General features: G+C 62.6%; 19 protein-coding genes. 14 read left to right on the forward strand and 5 right to left on the reverse strand.

The genetic code is table 11. The annotated features are described in order from the left end of the window. Positions 1–60 precede the first annotated feature (60 nt). The 10 genes from glcD (at position 61) to KUW18_RS02375 (ending at position 10635) form a co-directional block, all read left to right on the forward strand. Positions 61–1560, forward strand: a complete 1500-nt coding sequence (glcD, locus tag KUW18_RS02330; protein WP_222161711.1) for a glycolate oxidase subunit GlcD — start codon at positions 61–63, stop codon at positions 1558–1560. Between the two features lie 107 nt (positions 1561–1667). Continuing rightward, on the forward strand, positions 1668–2753 hold the full coding sequence (gene glcE / locus KUW18_RS02335; protein ID WP_222560711.1) for a glycolate oxidase subunit GlcE: 1086 nt from the start codon (positions 1668–1670) through the stop codon (positions 2751–2753). A gap of 98 nt (positions 2754–2851) precedes the next feature. Beyond that, positions 2852–4081, forward strand: a complete 1230-nt coding sequence (gene glcF / locus KUW18_RS02340; RefSeq protein ID WP_222560712.1) for a glycolate oxidase subunit GlcF — start codon at positions 2852–2854, stop codon at positions 4079–4081. A gap of 119 nt (positions 4082–4200) precedes the next feature. Then, the gene (locus tag KUW18_RS02345; RefSeq protein WP_206939898.1) at positions 4201–4602 is read left to right on the forward strand and encodes a heme-binding protein; all 402 of its coding nucleotides are present in this window, start codon (positions 4201–4203) and stop codon (positions 4600–4602) included. 92 nt (positions 4603–4694) lie between these two features. Next, positions 4695–5591, forward strand: coding sequence for a DMT family transporter (locus KUW18_RS02350; RefSeq protein ID WP_222560713.1), 897 nt, complete (start codon positions 4695–4697; stop codon positions 5589–5591). 157 nt (positions 5592–5748) lie between these two features. Further along, entirely contained in the window at positions 5749–6063 is a 315-nt protein-coding gene (locus tag KUW18_RS02355) for a hypothetical protein (protein ID WP_222485178.1), read from the forward strand. A gap of 623 nt (positions 6064–6686) precedes the next feature. Further along, entirely contained in the window at positions 6687–7049 is a 363-nt protein-coding gene (locus KUW18_RS02360; protein WP_206939904.1) for a hypothetical protein, read from the forward strand. Between the two features lie 477 nt (positions 7050–7526). Beyond that, positions 7527–9101: a bifunctional GNAT family N-acetyltransferase/carbon-nitrogen hydrolase family protein gene (locus tag KUW18_RS02365; RefSeq protein ID WP_222560714.1), complete on the forward strand. Its 1575-nt coding sequence runs from the start codon at positions 7527–7529 to the stop codon at positions 9099–9101. Continuing rightward, positions 9101–9943 (forward strand): zinc-dependent peptidase, encoded by an 843-nt coding sequence (locus tag KUW18_RS02370; protein ID WP_222560715.1) that lies wholly within the window; start codon positions 9101–9103, stop codon positions 9941–9943. Before KUW18_RS02365 ends, KUW18_RS02370 begins: the two co-directional genes overlap by 1 nt. Continuing rightward, a complete protein-coding gene (locus tag KUW18_RS02375; protein WP_222483492.1) occupies positions 9940–10635 on the forward strand; it encodes a TVP38/TMEM64 family protein in 696 nt (231 codons plus the stop codon). The genes KUW18_RS02370 and KUW18_RS02375 overlap by 4 nt, the downstream gene beginning before the upstream one ends. Before the next feature lie 233 nt (positions 10636–10868). On the opposite strand, the gene KUW18_RS02380 is transcribed toward KUW18_RS02375, so the two are convergent. The 3 genes from KUW18_RS02380 to KUW18_RS02390 all read right to left on the reverse strand — a co-directional run bounded on the left by KUW18_RS02380 (position 10869) and on the right by KUW18_RS02390 (position 14488). Then, positions 10869–11966: a sensor domain-containing diguanylate cyclase gene (locus KUW18_RS02380; protein ID WP_222560716.1), complete on the reverse strand. Its 1098-nt coding sequence runs from the start codon at positions 11964–11966 to the stop codon at positions 10869–10871. Positions 11967–12072: 106 nt separating this feature from the next. Then, entirely contained in the window at positions 12073–13410 is a 1338-nt protein-coding gene (locus KUW18_RS02385) for a glycosyltransferase (RefSeq protein ID WP_222237170.1), read from the reverse strand. Between the two features lie 178 nt (positions 13411–13588). Then, entirely contained in the window at positions 13589–14488 is a 900-nt protein-coding gene (locus KUW18_RS02390; protein ID WP_222560717.1) for a LysR substrate-binding domain-containing protein, read from the reverse strand. A 165-nt stretch (positions 14489–14653) separates the two neighbouring features. Between KUW18_RS02390 and KUW18_RS02395 the strand changes: the two genes are divergently transcribed. Beyond that, on the forward strand, positions 14654–15850 hold the full coding sequence (locus KUW18_RS02395; protein ID WP_261396388.1) for a TauD/TfdA family dioxygenase: 1197 nt from the start codon (positions 14654–14656) through the stop codon (positions 15848–15850). Positions 15851–15879: 29 nt separating this feature from the next. Here the strand turns inward: KUW18_RS02395 and KUW18_RS02400 are convergent, their stop codons facing one another. Continuing rightward, positions 15880–16785, reverse strand: a complete 906-nt coding sequence (locus KUW18_RS02400; protein WP_222560718.1) for a LysR family transcriptional regulator — start codon at positions 16783–16785, stop codon at positions 15880–15882. A gap of 208 nt (positions 16786–16993) precedes the next feature. Between KUW18_RS02400 and KUW18_RS02405 the strand changes: the two genes are divergently transcribed. After that, positions 16994–18070 (forward strand): tartrate dehydrogenase, encoded by a 1077-nt coding sequence (locus tag KUW18_RS02405; RefSeq protein WP_222560719.1) that lies wholly within the window; start codon positions 16994–16996, stop codon positions 18068–18070. Between the two features lie 29 nt (positions 18071–18099). On the opposite strand, the gene KUW18_RS02410 is transcribed toward KUW18_RS02405, so the two are convergent. Then, positions 18100–19032, reverse strand: a complete 933-nt coding sequence (locus tag KUW18_RS02410; protein ID WP_222560720.1) for a class I SAM-dependent methyltransferase — start codon at positions 19030–19032, stop codon at positions 18100–18102. Between the two features lie 202 nt (positions 19033–19234). Here KUW18_RS02410 and KUW18_RS02415 point away from each other — a divergent pair, with 202 nt between their 5' ends. Beyond that, positions 19235–19804: a lipocalin family protein gene (locus KUW18_RS02415; RefSeq protein WP_206939925.1), complete on the forward strand. Its 570-nt coding sequence runs from the start codon at positions 19235–19237 to the stop codon at positions 19802–19804. Positions 19805–19922: 118 nt separating this feature from the next. Then, positions 19923–20942 carry an SMP-30/gluconolactonase/LRE family protein gene (locus tag KUW18_RS02420; protein ID WP_222560721.1) on the forward strand — a complete coding sequence of 340 codons (1020 nt, stop codon included), beginning with the start codon at positions 19923–19925 and terminating at the stop codon, positions 20940–20942. Positions 20943–21241 lie beyond the last annotated feature (299 nt).

Raw genomic sequence — 21241 nt, forward strand, 5'->3', positions numbered from 1 at the left:
GTAGTGCAGACAATAACCATCAAGTACGCACGACCGTGCTAGCTGAGGCGAACAAGCATCATGAACATCCTCTACGACGAACGCCTGGACGGCGCCCTGCCGCGCCGCGACAGGCAGGAAGTCCTGGCGGAGCTTTCTCGCGTTGCCCCTGATCTTACCCTGTTGCACCGTGAGGAAGACCTGCGCCCCTTCGAATGTGACGGCCTTTCGGCTTACCGCGTCCTGCCCATGCTGGTGGCCCTGCCCGAGCGCCTGGACCAGGTCGAGGCCCTGCTCAAGCAATGCCGCGCGCTCGGCGTACCGGTGGTGACCCGGGGAGCAGGCACAGGCCTGTCCGGCGGCGCCCTGCCGCTGGAGCAAGGGGTGCTGCTGGTCATGTCACGCTTCAACCGCATCCTCGACATCGATGCCGACGCTCGCGTCGCGCGTGTGCAACCGGGGGTGCGCAACCTGGCCATCTCGGAAGCGGCCTCGCCCTTTGGGCTTTACTACGCGCCGGACCCCTCCTCCCAGATTGCCTGCTCCATTGGCGGCAATGTCGCCGAGAACGCGGGCGGCGTGCACTGCCTCAAGTACGGCCTCACGGTACACAATGTGCTGAAGCTCGAGGTGATGACCATCGAAGGCGAGCGCATGACGATCGGTTCCGAGGCGCTCGACAGCCCAGGCTTCGACCTGCTGGCGCTGATGATGGGCTCCGAGGGCATGCTCGGCGTGGTCACCGAAATCACGGTCAAGCTGCTGCCAAAACCCGAAACCGCCAAGGTGCTGATGGCGAGTTTCGACGACGTCGAAAAGGCGGGTGCCGCCGTGGGCGATATCATCGCTGCCGGCATCATTCCTGGCGGCCTAGAGATGATGGACAACCTGGCCATACGCGCCGCCGAGGACTTCATCCGAGCCGGCTACCCGGTGGATGCCGAGGCGATCCTGCTATGCGAGCTCGACGGCGTCGAGGCCGACGTCGACGACGATATCGAGACCGTGCGCGGTGTTCTCGCCAAGGCGGGTGCCAGTGATGTCCAGCTGGCCCGCGACGAAACCGAGCGAGCCAAGTTCTGGGCAGGTCGCAAGAACGCGTTTCCCGCCGTCGGGCGCATGTCGCCGGACTACTACTGCATGGATGGCACCATCCCCAGGCGTGAGCTTCCGCGAGTGCTCAAGGGCATCAGCGACCTGTCGCAGCAATATGGCCTGAAGGTGGCCAACGTGTTTCATGCCGGCGACGGCAATATGCATCCGCTGATTCTGTTCGACGCCAATCGTGAAGGAGAGCTGGCCACCGCCGAGGCACTGGGCGGCAAGATTCTTGAGCTATGCGTGGAAGCGGGCGGATCGATCACCGGCGAGCATGGGGTAGGCCGCGAGAAGATCAACCAGATGTGCGCCCAGTTCGACAGCCTGGAAATCTCTACCTTCCATGCGGTCAAGGCAGCCTTCGACCCCGACGGTCTGCTCAACCCTGGCAAGAACATCCCGACCCTGGCGCGTTGTGCCGAGTTCGGAGCGATGCACGTGCACAACAACGAGCTGCCGCATCCAGAGCTGCCCAGGTTCTAGCCATGTTGCCGCATCCAGAGCTGCCACGGTTCTCGTGAACCGGTCATCGCCGTATAGCGCGAGTGCACGGATGTTTGTTTCTCTTTTGCCGGAATGCAGGTACCCGCATGTCCAACAATGATGTTTTCTGTTCTGCTGCCGACGGCCTTCCCGCCCTGTCCGAGGCCGTTGCAGCGGCCAGCAGCGCTCACCCCATCCGTATCGAAGGTGGCGGCACCAAGTCATTCTATGGCCGCCCCGTGGAAGGTACGCCGGTATCCACCCGCGAACACCGTGGCATCACCAGCTACGATCCGGTCGAACTGATTGTCTCGGTGCGAGCCGGCACCCCGATCGCCGAACTGGAAGATGCACTGGCCGACCAGGGCCAGATGCTGCCCTTCGAACCACCTCACTTCGGCAGCGCCGCCACCGTGGGTGGCACCATCGCCAGCGGGCTGTCCGGGCCACGCCGTCCCTGGGCCGGCTCGGTGCGCGATTTTGTGCTGGGCCTGCGGGTGCTCGACCACCAGGGGCGTGAGCAGCGCTTCGGCGGTGAAGTCATGAAGAACGTGGCCGGCTACGACCTGTCACGCCTGATGGTCGGCGCCCAGGGCACATTGGGGCTGATTACCGAAGTGACGCTCAAGGTGCTGCCGAAGGCCACCGCCAGCGCCAGCCTGCGTCTTGAGATGAGCCAGCAAGATGCGCTGCAGCGCCTGGCAGAGTGGGGCCGCAAGCCACTGCCGCTGAGTGCAGCCGCCTGGCACGCTGGCGCCCTGCACGTGCGCCTGGAGGGCGGTGAGAGTTCGGTGAAGGCGACCGCCAGCATGATCGGTGGCGACACGCTAGAGCCAGGCTTCTGGAGCGAACTCAAGGAGCTGTCACTGCCCTTTTTTACGGCCTCGGACGCGCCGCTATGGCGGATCAGTCTGCCGACCAACAGCGCCATGCTCACGCTCGACGGGGTTGCCCCGGATACTCTGCTGCTCGACTGGGGCGGCAACCAACGCTGGCTGAAAGGCGCGGTCGATGCCCATGAACTACGCGCCGTTGTCCAGCGCGCTGGAGGGCATGCCAGCTGTTTCACACCGGGCGCTGCCGAGCCCTTTACCCCGCTCTCCCCAGTGGTCGCCAAGTACCACGAGCAGGTAAAGCGCCAACTCGACCCCGACGCCATCTTCAATCCGCGTCGGCTGTATCCGGACTGGTAATGCGCCCCTGGCGCGCCAAGCGATTGCCACAGGCGACCCGTTTCACCGCAAGACTGCAGTGACGCTGCAAGCCTTGACCACGACTAGCGGATAACAACATGCAGACGCATTTCACCGAACAAGATCTCGAGAAGCCTCACCTGCGTGAGGCGGACAGGGTACTGAGAAGCTGCGTACACTGCGGCTTCTGCAACGCGACCTGCCCCACCTACCAATTGCTCGGCGATGAGCGCGATGGCCCTCGCGGCCGCATCTACCTGATGAAGGAGATGCTCGAAAGCCCTGAAGACGACGACCAGATCACCGAGGAAACCCGTCTTCACCTTGACCGCTGCCTGACCTGTCGCAACTGCGAGACGACCTGTCCGTCAGGCGTCGAGTACCACAAGCTTCTGGATATCGGCCGCGCCGAGATCGAACGCCGGGTGCCGCGCTCCACCGCCGACAAGGCGTTGCGCTTCGGTCTGCGCAAGGCATTGGTCGAGCCTGCTCGCTTCAAGGCGCTGCTGTCGCTGGGCCAGACCTTCAAGCCACTGGTCCCGGGCGCGCTCAAGAGCAAGATGCCGCCTCGTCCGGTCGATGCAGGCATCCGCCCCACCCGGCGACATGAGCGGCAGATGCTGATCCTGGAAGGCTGCGTTCAGCCGGGCCTGTCCCCCAATACCAATGCCGCTACTGCCCGGGTGCTGGACCGGCTAGGCATCGCGCTGACCCCGGCACCGGAGGCAGGCTGCTGCGGCGCCATCGACTTTCACCTGAACGCCCAGGAAGCCGGACGCGAGCGAGCCAGACGCAATATCGACGCCTGGCTGCCTCACCTTGACGCCGGTTGCGAGGCCATCATCCAGACCGCCAGCGGCTGCGGCGCTTTCGTCAAGGAATATGTCGAAGTGCTCGCCGACGACCCCGACTATGCCGAGAAGGCACGCCGGGTCAGCGAGGCCGCCAAGGACCTGGTCGAAGTGCTGGGACAGGAAGACCTGACCACTCTCGACGTGCGTGCCGACCAGCGCCTGGCCTTCCATTGCCCCTGCACCCTGCAGCATGCCCAGAAGCTCAACGGCGCGGTGGAAACGGTACTGACCAGGATGGGCTTCACCCTGACACCGGTGCGAGATGGCCACCTTTGCTGCGGCTCCGCCGGGACCTACTCGATCACCCAGCCCGAACTGTCGCGCCAGTTGCGCGACAACAAGATGGACGCGCTGGAGGAAGGCAAGCCGGATGTGGTCGTCACGGCGAACATTGGTTGCCAGACCCATCTTGCCTCCACCAACCGCACCCCGGTGCGCCACTGGGTCGAGATCGTCGATGAGGCGCTGGGCTAGCGCGAGAGCCACTGGATCGAGATCGTCGACAAGGCGCTGGTCAGACAGTCCCAGAGCGCCTAGACTGAAAACGAAAATATTTTCCACATTTTGAACTAACTGTAACAACAGGAGCCACCATGCCGACCAAGCCTTACCTCGACCAGTCTCAGGTCAATGCCATTCTTGATGCCGCGCAACAGGAAGCCGACGCCAACGGCTTCGCCGTCACCATCGTGGTCAGCGACGACGGCGGTTATCCGCTGGGCCTACGCCGCCTCGATGGCGCAGCGCCCTTCAGCGCTGACGTTGCCATGGCCAAGGCACGCTCCGCCGCCATCGGCCGCAAGGACACCCAGATTTTCGAGGACATGATCAACGGTGGCCGCAATGCCTTCCTGTCGGCGCCCATGCAGGGCCTGATGTCAGGCGGTGTCCCCGTCATGATCGATGGCCAGGTGGCAGGCGCCGTGGGCATCTCCGGGGTCAAGCCCGATCAGGACATCCAGGTGGCCAAGGCTGGCGCCGCTGCCATCGCGTAACACGCCGTCCCCGACAGCTGGATCCACCACCGCCGCCGCTTCTGGCGGCGGTGGTGCTTGTGACTCACCGAAGTGCTGACACGGAAGGTCCCATGCCACTTCTGCCCTTTCTCGCGCCGCTGGGTGCCGTGCTGATCTGGTCCGGCAACATGACCATCAACCAGCTGACTGTAGGCACCATCTCTCCCAGCAGCATCGCCTTTCTACGCTGGGTGCTGGCCGTACTCGTGATGACTCCCTTTGTCTGGCCACGACTGTGGTCAGAGCGACGGCAGGTCATCCAGCATTGGCCAAGGCTCGCGCTGCTCGGTCTGCTTGGCATGGCACTCTGGCAGGGCCTTGCCTACGTGGCAGCGGCCACCACCAGTGCCACCAACATGGGCATTCTAGCCGCCATGGTGCCGCTGCTGACCATTCTGCTCAGTGCGCTGGTGCTGCGAGAGGCGCCTACCTGGGGTGGATGCATCGGCGGCCTGCTGGCATTGATCGGGGTGCTCTGGCTCTTGAGCCAAGGCCGACTCGCTACCCTGGCAGCGCTGGAGGTCGCTCCAGGCGATGCCCTGATGGTGGTGGCCGCTATCTGCTACGCGCTGTATGGCGTCATGCTCAAGCGTTGGCCGCTCCCCATCTCCCCCTGGGTCATGCTCTACGGCCAGGCGCTGTTCGCGGTGATCGCGCTGTTGCCTTTTTATCTGATGGGACCCATGACCCCCATTGATTCAAAAAATATAGGACTGATCCTGTACGCAGGCATCCCTGCGTCCATCGTCACCACCTACCTGTGGATGCTGGCCATTCGACAAATTGGCGCCAGCAGAGCCAGCATATTCATCAACCTGATGCCGCTATTCAGCGCCCTTATCGCCATGTCCTTCCTTAGTGAAACTCTTTCGTGGCACCACCTTAGCGGTGGCGCGCTAGTGCTTTCCGGGGTTCTCCTGGCGCAGACCTTGCGTCGCCCCATCGGCCTCAAAAGCCCTGTTGCCTAGGGGACATGCCCGCCGTTGTCGCCATAACAGTGAACAATACTTAGACTTAGTTATCAGGCTTATTTGCATTTTCAGATCAGGTTGTATAGCTTTAGTACAACCGCTGAGCACAGGACGCCGGCGGTCCACTGCACCCACCAGCGACGAGAGGTTCACCATGAAACATATCGTCAAGGCAGCAGCACTGATGAGCGCCATGGCGTTGTTTTCCAGCATGGCCCTGGCAAACCATCACGAGGAAAGCGATGCACAGGAAAGTGGCGTCGACTCTTCCAACAACGTCACCGAGCAGCACGATACAAGCGGCCAGCATGGCAGCGATGCCATGAACACTGATGAGCCGATTGTCGAGGACGGTGGCGTCGACTCTGCCAATAGCACCGAAGGTGCTGACGACGGCATGAATCAGACCCAACCGACCGGAGACCTGGCAGAAGACAGCGGCGTCGACTCTGCCAACGAAACCGAATAAACGCGCCCTGACAAAGGACGGCACTAGCGGCACGGATATGCCGCGGGTCGGCGGCCAGGAAGGCCGCCAGTGGTTCCAGGACGGAACCGCAGGAGCAGGAAGCTCTGCGACGAGCAGACGGATTCGCTCACGCCCGACAGCGACACGGAAGATTGACGGGCCCAAGGAAGGGCCCAGGCTAGATCACCGCGGCGCCAGGAAGGCCGCCAGTGGTTCCAGGACGGAACCGCAGGAGCAGGAAGCTCCACGACGAGCAGACGGATTCGCTCACGCCCGACAGCGACACGGAAGATTGACGGGCCCATGGAAGGGCCCAGGCTAGATCACCACGGCTGCCAGGAAGGCTGCCGACAGTTCCAGGACGGAACTGATGGGCTTGGATGCCCACATTGAGCACAAGGATCGGCTCGCGCCGGACAGTGAAAAGGATGCCACCCGAGCCCAAGGAAGGGTTCACGCCTCCCACGCCCTCGTCCGGCTAACGTTTCTTGGTTGTTAGCCCCCACCCACAGCGACCTTCTTTGCCCTGAACTGAGACGTATGCGCTCTCACTGATGAGCCAGCGCACAGGCATCGACTGACCCTGTACAGACCATGACCAGTGAACATCTGGAGGTACTGCAATGAACACTTTCTCAACCACGTTGCTCAAGCGCCTGGCCCTTGCTGGACTGCTTGGACTCGCCTCCGGCGCCGCACTGGCAGACCACCACGGCGACGACCATGCGCACGCCCAGGGTGATATGCAGCAGGAGGAGGTCACGCCGGACAACAGCGGAGTCGATTCGGCCAACGACCCGTCCATGGCCGACCATGCCGATGGCGCCATCCCCGGTGGCGAAATCGTCAAGGATGGTGGAGTCGATTCCAGCCACATGCCTTCTGACAAGGCCTCTGACAGCGATAATCCCTCCGCTCTCGACGAGGGCAAGCTGGTTGAGGATAGCGGCGTCGACTCAGCCAACAAGCCGGAAAACGAGGTCTGAGACCTCTAGCACTGCGGCACGCGCCGCTGCACTTGCCCGCAAAGTGACTCGTCAGGCTCCGCCCCTCATTGGGCGGGGCCTTTTTATGTCCTGGGGCTATCGGTTGCCTTAGTTGTCTTGCGTGTATGGTGTCTCCTGCCACCCTGACGATGGGACAGGCGCTGGCTCACGTCACAGACGTGCCTAAGGTATACTCGTTACCACCTGTTTTTCGAAGTCCTGACACTACCGCCACTGTGTAGCGGAACACCTTACATGGGTCGTTGATACAGGGCTCGTGGCTGCTGTACAGATGCTTTTCCAGCGATGCTCTTGTGCCGCTGCTGCTAGCCCGACGGTCTTATGTGAGTGATCTTGTACAGCACCTTTTTACCGCGTTTTCCTGTCAACCAACGCTGATCCCCACCTATTCCCGGCTTTTCCACCTGCCGCAAGCGGCATGTTAGCCTTAGCGACTCATTTCCGGAGGAACGTTGCATGTCCCTCGATGATCTACAGCTGAATCTCCGCAACCTGACCTGCGACGACTATCCCCAGCTCAAGGGGCTGATGGACAAGGTCTATCACGATATTGGCGGAGCCTGGCCCAGGAACACCATCGACAAGCTGGTGGCAGAATTTCCTGACGGCCAGATCGTCATCGAGGACGATGGCCGCCTGGTGGGCGTTGCATTGACCGCCCTGGTGGACTACGAAGAGTTCTCCAACCCTCATCGCTACGACGATCTCATCGGTAAGCGCGAGACCATCCAGAACGACAAGGATGGCGATGCCATGTACGGCATCGATGTACTGATCGACCCCGCCTACCGCGGCTATCGCCTGGGCCGACGCCTGTACGAAGCGCGCAAGGAAGTCTGTCGCCAGCTCAACCTCAAGGCCATCCTGGCCGGGGGCCGCATCCCAGAGTATCACCGGGTTGCCGAGCAGATGTCTCCCAGTGAGTACATCGACAAGGTATCGCGCAAGGAGCTGCACGACCCCATCCTGTCGTTTCAGCTGTCCAACGATTTCCAGGTCAAGCGACTGCTGCGCAAGTACTTGCCCGAGGACGAGAAGTCCCAGGGATATGCGACCCTGCTCGAGTGGAACAACATCCTGTTCGAGCCGGCCGAACGCATGCTGGAAAGTCGTCCCACCCAGGTTCGGGTTGGCGCGGTGCAGTGGCAGATGCGGGAATTTGCATCGGTCGAGGCGGTACTGCAGCAGGTCGAGTACTTTGTCGATGCGCTGTCGGACTACCAGAGCGACTTTGCCGTCTTTCCCGAATTGTTCAATGCCCCGCTGATGGGGCTGCAGGATCGCGCCGCACAGCAGGACCAGATGGCGGCCATTCGGTTCCTGGCCGGATTCACCGAGCGCTTCAAGACCGAAATGTCACGCATGGCGGTGGCCTACAACATCAACATCATCGCCGGATCGATGATCGAGGAAGGTGACGACGGACGCCTCTACAACGTGGCCTACCTGTGCCACCGCGACGGCAGCGTAGAGCGCCAGGCAAAACTGCACATCACCCCTCAAGAGCGGCGTGATTGGGTCATTGAGGGCGGCGACGACCTCTGCGTGTTCCAGACCGATGCCGGGCGCATCGGCATCCTGATCTGCTACGACGTGGAATTCCCGGAGCTGGGCCGACTGCTCGCCGATCAGGACATGGACCTGCTGTTCGTGCCGTTCTGGACCGACACCAAGAACGGCTATCTGCGGGTTCGTCATTGCGCCCAGGCCCGAGCCATCGAGAACGAATGCTACGTAGTGCTGTGCGGTAGCGTCGGCAATGTGCCGTCCATCGAGAACCTGGACATCCAGTACGCTCAGTCCTCGGTATTCTCGCCTTCCGACTTCGCCTTCCCCCACGACGCAGTGATGGCAGAGACCACCCCCAACACCGAAATGATCATGTTCTCGGATCTCGACCTGTCGCGGTTGACCGTGGTCCGCGCCGAGGGCTCGGTGACCAACCTCAAGGACCGCCGCAAGGACCTGTTCGACCTGCGCCTGCGCGACTGGTCCTGGAAGTCCGGCGCCAGGGACCAGGACGACAGCTGATGTTGTCCCGCCTCAGGCGATGGCGAGCAGCGCGTTTCGATGCCCGTCATCCCTTCCCCGCCGACACCTGGGCAGGCGCGCGGGCGCGGCTGCCCTTGCTGGCCCGGGTGCCCGAGGCGTCGGCCCAGCGCCTGGGGCAGCGCGCCTGGCGCTTTCTTCACGACAAGCGCCTGAGCCTGCACCCGGACCTGGACCCTGCGGCACTGGATAGCGAGGAACGCCTGGCCCTGGCGGCCCAGGCCTGCCTGCTGACCCTCGGCTGGAGCGATCACGAGCACCAGGACGCCTTCGCCAACGTGCACGAAGTACTGGTGTTGCCCGAGGCCTTTCGTCGCCAGGTCGAAGAGATGGACGAGGCCGGCGTGATGCACGTCTACGAGGACGAGCGTGCCGGCGAGACGTTCTATCAGGGGCCGGTGGTCATTGCCCTGCCCGACCTGCTGGAGAGCGGTGGCCTGGAGGGCTTCAACGTGGTCATCCACGAGTTCGCCCATAAGCTCGACATGGGCAACTCTCAGGACGTCGACGGCTTCCCCCCGCTTCCTGTGACCATTGCCTCGGCGCAGTGGCATCGCGAATTCTCCGCGGTCTGGAGCGATCTTCAGGAACGTGTTGCCAGCGGCGAGCCGACGCCTATCGATGACTACGCGGCCACTCACCCTGGAGAGTGTTTCGCGGTCTGCTGCGAGACCTTCTTCAGCGCACCCGACCTCCTATCTCAGGCCTATTCCGGCCTGTACGAACTGCTCTGTCGCTACTTCAAGCAGCAGCCGCATCAATGGCACCTACCCACCGCTGCCCTTGACGCTCCGTCATCCGACTCACAGGCTCGCTCGTCATGACCCGTCGCTGGCTTCTCCCTACTCTGGCGCTGACGCTTCTCCTCGCCTGCGGTCTGACCTGGCAATGGCTGGCGATGCATGACCTGCTGACGGTCGACACCTTGTTAACGCTGGCACAGGGCGCCGCAGCATGGCGCGATAGCCCATGGGCGATGGTGGTGGTGGCCAGCGTCTACGCCGGCCTGTCGCTGGTGATGTTCCCGCTCAGCCTGCTGGTAGCGGCCACGGGCCTGCTGTTCGGGCCCTGGTGGGGGTTTGGTTATGCCCTGATTGGCACCTTGGCCGCGTCATGCCTGACCTGGTGGGTCGGCCGGCAACTCGGTCGGGACGCACTGCTGCGTTATGGCGGCAAGCGACTCCACGGCGTATCGCGCTACCTTTCCGGCCGCGGCATACGCACCATGACCATCGTCAATCTGCTGCCATTGGCCCCCTTCACCCTGACCAATATGCTGGCCGGTGCCTTTCACCTGCGTTTCAGGGATTACCTGATCGGCTCCGTCATCGGGATCGCCCCTGGGCTTGCCGGCGTTACCCTGCTGGGCAGCCAGCTGGGTGAGCTGGTAACGGCAGACAGCCGCAGCGAGGTGATCTACTCCGTGATGGGACTGGCCATCGGCGTTGCCGTGCTGGTGGCGCTCAAGCGCTGGGCGGACCGGCGCAAACGCTCCCGGAGCGAGATAACGCGGTAAGCCCTCTCTTGAACAGCGCGTCTCGAGAGCAGGGCTTGAAGTGCGGGGCGTGAAGTGCGGGGCGTGAAGTGAGCGCCCCCCAGGTGCGGGCGAGGCTTTGTCCGAAAAGTCGACGAGCGAAGGTTAGACAAGGCAAAAATCGGTGAGAAAGCGCAGTTTACGAGGTGTAAATGAGCATTTTGACCCGATTTTTAACGCCGTATCACCAAGCGCAGGCACTTTTCGTACAAGCCCTAGGTGGCACTTTCCTTAAGGTGAACAAACTCGATACGATTACGTCCGCCGGTCTTGGCACGGTACATGGCCTTGTCGGCATGGCTGACCAGCTGGCCCAGGTCCTCGTGCCCCTGATCGATCAACAGGGCGCCAATACTGGCCGTGACCGCAATCGGCGCTCCTGCGGCCGACACATCGAGACTGGCCAGCGCCTGGTTGAAACGCTCCAGCGCCACCATCAGCGCCGGCTTGTCCACATCGGCCATGACCACGCAAAATTCCTCGCCTCCCATTCGCGCGATCAGGTCAGACTTGCGAAAGCTGGACGTGAGCGCTTTCGCCACGGCGACCAGAACCTGGTCGCCCACGTCATGGCCGTAAGTGTCGTTGATGGACTTGAAGTGATCGAGATCGATGAGCGCGATTCCCAGAGCCGCGCTATGGCACTGCCAGCGCTTGGTCAGTGCACCAAAGCGGGTGGCGAAGGCCCGTCTGTTGCATACCCCGGTCAGGGGGTCGGTACCGGACAGCAGCGCCATTTCTTCCATCTGGTGATGAATACGAATGCTGGCCGCCACCCAGTGCGCCATGGCCTGCAGGCGCTGCCGATCGAGGTCGCTGAAGGCGTCAGGCGTCTCATGGGCAATGTTCATGGTGCCCATGCAGCGACCGCTGCTGATCATCGGCACATCGAGACAACACCTTAGTCCCTTGCTACGCAGCATCTGGCAATCCAGATCGCTGCTACCTTCGAAGCTGGCGGCGTACTCCGCCTGACGGTTGCGATAGACCCGCCCCACCATCGTCCCTTCGATGGGCATGGGAGCGTCTACGGGAATGGCGTTGTTGCCCTGCATGGCAATCAATGCCAGTTCGGTCTCGGACTTGGCCAGGGTGATGGACGCCCGATTGGCGCCAAACATGGTATGCGACCACCTGGCCACCGTGTCCAGCACGTCCTGTAACGACTCGGCAGCAGACAGCTCGTGCACGAAGCGCACCGGCAATTCGATGGTCAAGTCGACATCGAGAGACGTCATTTCCCCTGGTTCGCTTGCCTTGGACACCCTGCCACCTCCACGCCAGGCATTCATGCCATCCTGCTGCATTGTCATGACACTATCGTGCACCAGCCAGGGAAAGGGAACAACCGCCAAGCGACGCACCGCAACGGCATGCTGACGACAGCAACCCTTCGACATGTCTTAGGCCAGGGTACGCCTACGACTCTTCTCGGCGAGCCGGTGTCTTCGGTTCACCATGGTGGTGCCCAGGCCACCAGGAAGGACGCTCTTCCCGCCATTCGTCTTGCACCACGTGACGCAGGACTCGCCCTCGGTAGCACAGCATCTGCCACTCAGCGCCAAGACGGCTGCGCACCCGCTCCCAGCCGCCATCGTCTGCGTGTGTAAAGGGGCCGCCATGGGCGATGGCCAGGCGATAGACGCGCAGGCAACGCTCGGCACAGCGCGACTCATCGTAGTCTTTTGCGGTTGTCAGCGCGGCCTGATGCCGGTCCTGCCAGCACTCGGGCTCACCGCACTCCAGCAGCGCCTCGGCAAAGGCACTCTCGTCCTCGCTCTGCAGCAGGCGGCCGTTGGCACCGTCACGCACCACCTCGCGCACGCCCGGCGCGTCCAGGGCCACCACCGGCAAGCCCGCCGCCATCGCCTCGGCGACGACCATGCCTTGCGTCTCGCTAAACGAAGCAAAGGCAAACACATCCATCCCATGGTAGGCATCGATCAGCTCCTGGCCATGCAGACACCCGGTAAAGCAGACGCGATCCAACACCCCCTGTTCCTGGGCGATGCTCTCGACCACCTGCCGCGCATTGCCGTCACCCACCACCAGCCACCAGGCGTCCGTTCGCGCCGTCAACGCCAGGCACACAGCACGGGCCAGGAAGGCCAGATTCTTCTCCTTGGCAAGGCGACCAAGATGTCCCAGCACCAGCGCATCGTCACCGATACCGAAGTGCTTACGCCAACGGTCACGCTGGCCACCGGCAAACCGACGGGTATCGACACCGCTTGGTACCACCGTGGTCTGCGGATTGCCCGCACGTTCCGCCAACAGCGCCTTGATGCTCTCGCTCGGCGCGATGACCTCGTCACACAGCCAGGTGTACTGGGTCGCCAGGGCGATGGCGAAGCGCTGCATCCGGGGCGAATGCCCGGGCACATAGTGGGTGTAGTGTTCATACAGTGTGTGGTGGGTGAACACCAAAGGCAGTCCGTACGTTTCCGCTGCTCGAGCCGCGGTATCCCCCAGCAGGAAAGGATGATGGGAATGCACGATGTCTGGCTCGAAGGACTCGATGGCATCGAACAATTGCCCGGGAATCGGTACGGGGAGGGAAAAGTCGCTGCCATTGAACTGCTGGACCGCCGCCACCCTGACCACGTCCGGCTCGTTGTCCGGCTGTCCCTCCAGCCGAGGTGCCACCACCAGCACAGCATGGCCGGCGTCCTGGAGCTGGGACTTGAGACGCTGCACGGATTCGCTCACCCCGCCCACAATGGGTGCATAGGTGTTGGTGAACATCAGCACATTCACGGTGGCTATTCGCTCCCGAAAGCAGGTAGAAAAAAAGCGTCTAACGCCTGCGTGAAACGGTCGTCACTCGAGTGGCGTGGACGACGGCAACGGCGCTGGCAACAAACCCTATGAGGACAAGTTTACGCGTGTATGGTTCGCCCCGCCTGGCCATCATGGATACGAGCACTCAGGTGACTCAGGTGGAGGCAGGGGTGATGACAGAACCTTCGGCATCCTCCCGATCGGCCAGCAGCCACGTCCACAGACCGTGTGCGGCCTGCCCCTGCTGCCGTTTTGGCCGGCACAGCCAGAATCCTTCATCCACGGGCAATGCCGTCGCGAAAGGGGCCACCAGGGAGTGCCTGCCAGTCAGCAGGCGCTGATGCACCAATGCCACTCCGACGCCCTGCTCGGCAAGGCTGATGACCATGCTGAGGTTGTCACATACCAGGCTATGGCACTGGCGCGACAGTGCTGCCTGGTCCACCAGAGACAGCCACGCCGGCCAGCCTGAGGCGAATCCTGCAGCGTGCAACAGCGTCTGTCCAGCCAGATCCCCCGGTGAGGCCAGACGCTCGGCCAGCGATGGTGAACATACGGGGATCAGCGACTCCTTGCCCAGGCTGATGCTCTCCACATTCCCCCAGTCCCCTCGGCCGTAGCGGATTTCCATATCCGCCCCCTGGGCGCCAAAGTCGGCGCTCCAGATGGCACTGACCACCCTGACCGAGATATCGCGATGAGTGGCGTGAAAACGCGCCAGCCGAGGCGCCAACCAATAATGCTGCAGGGCGGGCGTGGTGCGCAGGGTGACCTGGCCTTCCGAGGTGGTACCGAACACTTCAAGCGTCCCCTCTTCCAGGCGCGCGAAGGCTTCCTGCACGCTCGGCAGCCAGGCTTGGCCTGCCGGGGTCAACGACAGGCTGCGAGGGTGTCGTACGAACAGGGCTTGCCCCAGACGGTCCTCCAGCAACCTGATGCGCTGACTGATGGCCGCCTGTGTCACCGACAGTTCCTGTCCTGCTGCGGTGAAGCTCAGCGTGCGCGCCGAGGCCTCGAAGGCCTGCAGCCAGTGGAGAGGAGGAAGAGCGCTCATCTCGTATCCATCCGCGTAGTGGTTGGTTTACTTGGCACCAAGCAAAAAGGTGCCATAAGCAGAGCTTGGCCTAAGACCCCATATTAGTCGTTTGTCGACACGGGCTCGAGCCGCCACCATGTTTCCCCTCCCTCACCTTCAACATGCCGCTTCAGGAGAGTTTCCATGCAAAGCGATGCCGTGCCGCCTCAAGCGACTGACGTCTCCCTACGCGCTGACGCGCTGATCGACATGCATGAACTCGCCCCCTACCCCGACCGGCCATGGCTTGCCACCGTCAGCACCAGCGAATCCCACGTCAGGCTGACCTGGGAAAACGGTGACGAGGGCAGCTACCCGCTGATCTGGCTTCGTGATCATTGTGCCTGCGAGCGATGCCGACACCCGCAGACCCGGGAGCGGCTGGTGATGCCCCTTGAGGAAACGCCACGGCTGTCTGGTGCACGGGTCGTACAAGGGCAGCTGCAGCTGTCCTGGCAGGATGAGCATATCAGCCGGTTCGCCAGCGGCTGGCTGCATCAGCGCCGGCCAGGGTATTCAAGCCCGTCGCCGCTGCCCAACACGGTGGCGTGGCCCCATGGTTTCGCTGCCGAGCGTGTACGCCACTCAGACCTCGTCGCCGGCGGTGAGGGCGAACAACGGTGGCTCACCGCACTGCTGCGCGATGGCCTGGTGCTGCTGGATGACGGCCCGCTGGCCCTGGACGAAGTCAGCCGACTGGCGCAGCGTATTGGACCGCTCAGAGCGACCAACTTCGGTGCACGTTTCGACGTGGTCTCAAAGCCCAACCCCAACAACGCAGCCTATACGGCCATCGGCCTGGCGCTGCATACGGACCTGCCCAACTGGCGCCAGCCGCCGGACATACAGCTGCTTTACTGCCTCAAGAACGATGCCGAAGGAGGCGGCTCGATCTTTGCCGACGGCGTTCAGGTCGCTGAGGCATTGCGGGCCGAACATCCCGCCCACTTCACCCTGCTGGCGACAACGCCCATCGACTTTCGCTTTCAGGATGACGAGCAGGATATTGGCGTGCGCGAACCGGTCATAGACGTGGCGCCGGATGGGCGCATTCGCGAGATTCGCTTCAATAACTGGATTCGTGACACCCTCCACCTGCCGGAGGCGTTGATCGCCCCCTGGTACGAGGCCTACGCCCATTTCTGGGCGTTGCTGAACGCCCCGGAGCACCGAATATCCCTTGAGCTCAAGCCAGGGCAAATGGTCGCCTTTGACAATCGCCGGGTTCTCCACGGTCGCGAAGCGTTTGACCCCAGCACCGGCGAGCGCCACCTGCAGGGCACCTACCTGGACCGCGACATGCTGGAGTCACGCTTGCGCGTGCTGGCCAGACAGGGCTGAGCCAGCGCCCTATTGCGCCAGCCCGTCGCTCAAGCCGGGACAGCAATGCGGTCTTCCAGTCCCTTCGCGAGAAAGTCGACCAGCGCCCGCAGTCGAGCCGGAACGTGACGGCGCTGGGCATAGACCGCGAAGAAGTCGGCCCTGACTCCCTGCCACCCCGGCAGCAGCTGAACCAGTCTTCCCGCCGCCAGGTCATCACAGACATCCCACCAGGAGCGCAGCATGATCCCGTGGCCGTCTAGCGCCAGCCGCTTGATGACTTCCCCGTCATTGCTGGCAAGGCGCCCACCGACCTTCACCGATGCCTCCTTGCCCTGGGCATCTTCAAAGCGCCACTGAGCAAAGTCACTATCGTTCTCGCGAAGCACCAGACAGGCATGGCGTTGAAGGTCGGAGACGGCGACGGGCCGTCCGTGCTGGGCCAGGTAGTCAGGTGAGGCACAGGGCACTCGACGGTTGATGACCAGCCGACGCGCGATCAGGCGCGAGTCCGGTGGCTCGCCGATACGGATCCCCAGATCGACCCCCTCCACCAGCGGCGCAGGAAAGTTCGACAGTTCAAGCGATGCCTCGATCCCGGGATGCTGGGCACAGAAATCGGATAGCAGTGGAGCCACGTGGCGGCGACCGAAGCCAAAGGTGGCATTGATGCGAATCGGCCCCGCCAGTGCGCGGCGGTCCTCCCCCAGGCTCTCTTCCAGCTCTGCCAACTCTTCCAGCAGGGCCATGCCACGGGCCAGATACCGCTCTCCCTCGGCGGTCAGGGTCCACCGGCGGGTGGTACGCGTGGCCAGCTCAACCCCCAGCCGCGCCTCGATCTGCTTGAGCCGTTTGCTCACCGCCGACAGCGACAGCCCAAGCTCCCGCGCCGTAGCCGTCAAGTTGCCTGCCAGCGCCAGCTGGCGAAAGAACGCAAGATCATCCAGTGACGCCACGCCACTCTCCACCAAGATTCAACAATGAATTGCCATAAAGCCCCATTATCCCATTCACGTAAAGGGCTACACTGGCTTCAGCGACGGCGACCTGGTCAACGTCAGGACCGCCGACCTGACGACAGACGGCCGTTCAACCCACAACCACTCGGCTGGCAGTCTCTCCACTAACAACAGATCAACATCAACGCTGACAGGAGCTCGCCCCATGTCCCATCGCATTGCGATCATCGCCGGAGACGGCATCGGTACCGAAGTCATGCCAGAGGGCGTACGCGCCCTGGAGGCCGCAGCCAAGCGTTTCGATATTGCGCTCGACACCCAGACCTTTGACTTCGCCTGCTGTGACTATTACCTCGAGCACGGCAAGATGCTGCCGGACGACTGGCGTGAGACGCTGATCGGCTTTGATGCCATCTTCTATGGTGCCATCGGCTGGCCCGACAAAGTGCCCGATCACATCTCGCTGTGGGGATCGCTGCTCAAGTTTCGACGCGAGTTTGACCAGTACGTCAACCTGCGCCCCTGCCGCCTGCTTCCGGGGATCAAGAGTCCTCTGGCGGGACGCGTGCCCGGGGACATCGACTTCTATGTGGTTCGCGAGAACACCGAGGGCGAGTATTCGAGCGTTGGCGGCACCATGTTCGAGGGCACTGATCGGGAAGTCGTCATTCAGGAAACCGTGATGACCCGCCACGGCGTCGACCGAGTCCTCAAGTACGCCTTTGACCTGGCCCAGAGCCGGCCGCGCAAGAAACTGACGTCCGCCACCAAGTCCAACGGCATCGCCATCACCATGCCCTGGTGGGACAGTCGCGTGGCCGAGATGGCCAAGCACTACAGCGATGTCGAGGTCGACAAGTTTCATATCGACATCCTGACCGCCAACTTCGTGATGCACCCGGACTGGTTCGATGTGGTGGTCGCCTCGAATCTGTTCGGCGACATCCTGTCTGACCTGGGGCCTGCCTGCACCGGCACCATTGGCGTCGCGCCCTCTGCCAACATCAACCCTGAGGGCACCTTCCCCAGCCTGTTCGAGCCAGTTCACGGCAGCGCACCGGATATCGCCGGCAAGGGCATCGCCAATCCCATCGGCCAGATCTGGTCCGGAGCCATGATGCTCGAACACCTGGGACACAAGGACGCCGGCGACGCCATCCTCGCGGCGATCGAAGCCGTACTGGAAGACGGCGACAAGGCGGTCCTGACGCCGGATCTTGGTGGCACTGGTACCACCGAGCGACTGGGTGGTGCCATCAGCGAGCGGATTGCTCAAGGCTGAGGCCGGCGGGGCAGGCCTGATCGAACAGGTCAGCCCCGCTGCCACACGCCCTGTACCACCCTCACCCGGTCGTGCTGAAGGTTGTCGAGCAGGTTACGCCCCATGTCGACAAACGACTCACCGAAGATGGCCGCCGCGCCGGGCAGCTTGTGACGGCTGCCCTCCGTCTTTGCGGGCGTCCCCTGCGTCGTCTCAGCCTGTGGCGGTTGTTCGTGGCGTGCATGCTTGCCCCGCCATGCCAGGGCATCGGCCGTCACGTCCTCAAGTGTCAGGCATTCAAAGCCAGCGCTTTCCAGGCGCCGCTCAAGCTGAGTCAGTGACTCGAGCTGGCTATGCTCTCGGCGACTTGCCCAGGGCACCGGCAGCACCAGCGGTGAGGGGTTGTCACCGCTGACCACCTCATGCAATAGCAGCTTGCCCTGACCGGCAAGGACTCGACACCATTCGCCGATCACCGCATCGGGGGTCGGCATGTTAAGCAGCGCATGCTGACACCAGACCGCGTCAACACTTGCGCTGGGCAGCGGCAGTTCGGCAGCATCGGCACAGATGAACCGGGTCCTGGACGACAGCCCGGTGGCACGACTGAGCCATCTGGCCACATCGATGAACTCCGCCGTGACGTCAATCCCCACCACCTGGCAGTCGCCTTCAGCGGCAAGCAGGCGACTGGCACCCCCGGTGCCACAGCCGATATCCAGCACGCGGCTGCCAGGGGGCAGTTGAGCCAACCGACTCAGCCGTCGACTCGCCGCGCGGCCGCCAAGATGAAGCTGGTCGACACCCGCTATCTCGTCCAGGCTCAGCCGCTCCACATCGCAGCCTGCCGTCTGAAAGGCATCTCTCAGCCGGTCGGTCAAACGGGCATCAAGGCGGCCAGCAGGTTTGCCAGCGGGTTTGCCAGCATAGTGCTCATCGACTCTTGCCAATACCGCCTCACTACGTGACCTCGTATCCTTCATCCCCAGGCTCCCTGTTGTCTTCTGATTCCCTGTCGTACTGTCCTTCACGGCCACGCCCTGATTCCCTGTCCCCCACTAGCCATCTGACCACGCCGGTATCAGCACCGGAGTGGCGATTGGCAGAAGCCGCCCCATCCTTGGACAACATTGATACCAGAGACATACACTAGCTTTACATCATGAACGTTTCTCTGGAGTCATCATGTCTTCGCACGGACGCCGTCTTCGCTCTCTGACCACCCTGTTTCCCCTCAGCATGCTGGCGCTGGCCGGCTGCACCGGGCTGCCTTCGGGTACCCAACCCATCAATGACTTTGCCCTTGATGACTACCTGGGGCGCTGGTACGAGATCGCTCGCTTCGATCACAGCTTTGAAGAGGGGCTGGACTGCGTGACCGCAGACTACTCCCTGCGCGACGACGGTGGCGTGCGAGTGATCAACCGCGGCGTCAACCTCGCCGAGGGCAACGTGGATGTGGCAGAAGGCAAGGCCTACCTGCTTGAGGAAGACAATGTGGGCCGCCTGAAAGTGAGTTTCTTCGGCCCCTTCTACTCAAGCTACAACATTCTGGCGCTGGACGACGCAGGACAATGGTCGTTGGTCACCGGACCAGACCGCGACTATCTCTGGGTTCTGGCGCGGAGTCCTCAACTGGACCAGGCGACCTACCAATCGCTGGTCGAGCGCGCCGAACGCCTCGACTACCCGGTTGACGAGTTGATCAACGTCGACCAGGGCGAGGCCTGCACCGCGTATCGACAAGGGGCGTGAGCCGCCGATCAGGTCCACCAGCCCTCGTCAGAATGTATAACATACAGATGCATGATTACCTCATACGCTGAAGGGGCGGCCATGGTGGCTGCCTTTTCACTGCATGGAGGTTTCCCCAATGTCACTTGGAAGACGAGAATTTCTTGCTGCCACGGCAGCCATCGGCGCCAGCAGCTTTGCACCGTCGCTGTTCGCTCAGGCCCCCGCCCCCCAACGTTACCCGGTCGATGCATGGCAGGTGGTAGACGACCGATTCGCATCGTACAAGCTGTTCAACGCTCCGTTGGAGCGCGAATGGACAGGTGGGCTGTGGCTGGAAGGGCCTGCCTGGAACGCCGTCGGCCGCTACGCGGTGTTCAGCGATATCCCAAGAGCGCGACAGATGCGCTGGGACGAGGCCAGTGGTCAGGTCACTGTGCTGCGTGACCACGTGGGGCACTCCAACGGCAACGCGTTCGATGATCGCGGTCGGCTGGTGGCCTGCGAACACTCCCCTGCACGGGTAGTACGCTATGAGTGGGACGGCAGCCTCAGCGTGCTGGCGAGCACCTACGAAGGCAAACCCCTGAATGCCCCGAATGATCTGGTAACGCTTCCGGGGGGCGCGATCATCTTTACCGACCCGGGTTACGGCGCTCACTCCGACTACGAGGGGCAGAAGCGTGAGCTGGAGCTGGACACTGCGATCTACTATTGGGAAGAAGGCCTGGACGAGCCTCGACGGCTGACTACCGAGCTGTTCAAGCCCAACGGCATCGCTCTGGGCCCGGACGGCACGTCCCTATACGTCACTGACACGGCCCCCTCTCACCATCCCGACCAACCTGCGACCATTACCCGCTTCACCCTGGACAGCGACCAGAAGACGCTAGGCGAAGCAACGCGGCTGGTCGAGAGCAAGACCGAGGGCTACGACGGCATGTGCTGCGACGAGGACGGCAACCTGTGGGTTGGTACGTCTGGAGGAGAGGGCATCGATGGTGTCAGCGTCTTCGCCAGTGACGGCACCCTCATCGGCCGTATTCTGCTACCAGAGGTGTGCGCCAACGTCTGCTTTGTGGGTGAGAAACGCAACCGCCTGCTGATGGCTGCCAGTCAGTCGATCTACACCCTGTACACCGGTGCACGGGGAATCTAGGGCTTGCCTGAAAAGTGCCTGCGCTCGGTAATACGGCGTTAAAAATCGGCTGGTACGCCAGCCCGGTCAAAATGCTCATTTACACCCTGTAGACTGCGCTTTCTCACCGATTTTTGCCTTGTCTAACCTTCGCTCGTCGACTTTTCGTACAAACCCTAGACCTCCTGAGCCTGGCCCCGGCTCGCCGAAGCGAATCGGCGAGCCGGGGCGAATGTAGCGGCAAGGCCGTGAGACGCCAGCACTGCGCCGTGACGTCATTGCAGCCGCCCTTTACCGGTGCTCGCCGGCGACGCTACACG

This window comes from Halomonas sp. DP5Y7-2, from assembly GCF_019802025.1.
In the GTDB taxonomy this organism is placed as follows: domain Bacteria; phylum Pseudomonadota; class Gammaproteobacteria; order Pseudomonadales; family Halomonadaceae; genus Halomonas; species Halomonas litopenaei_A.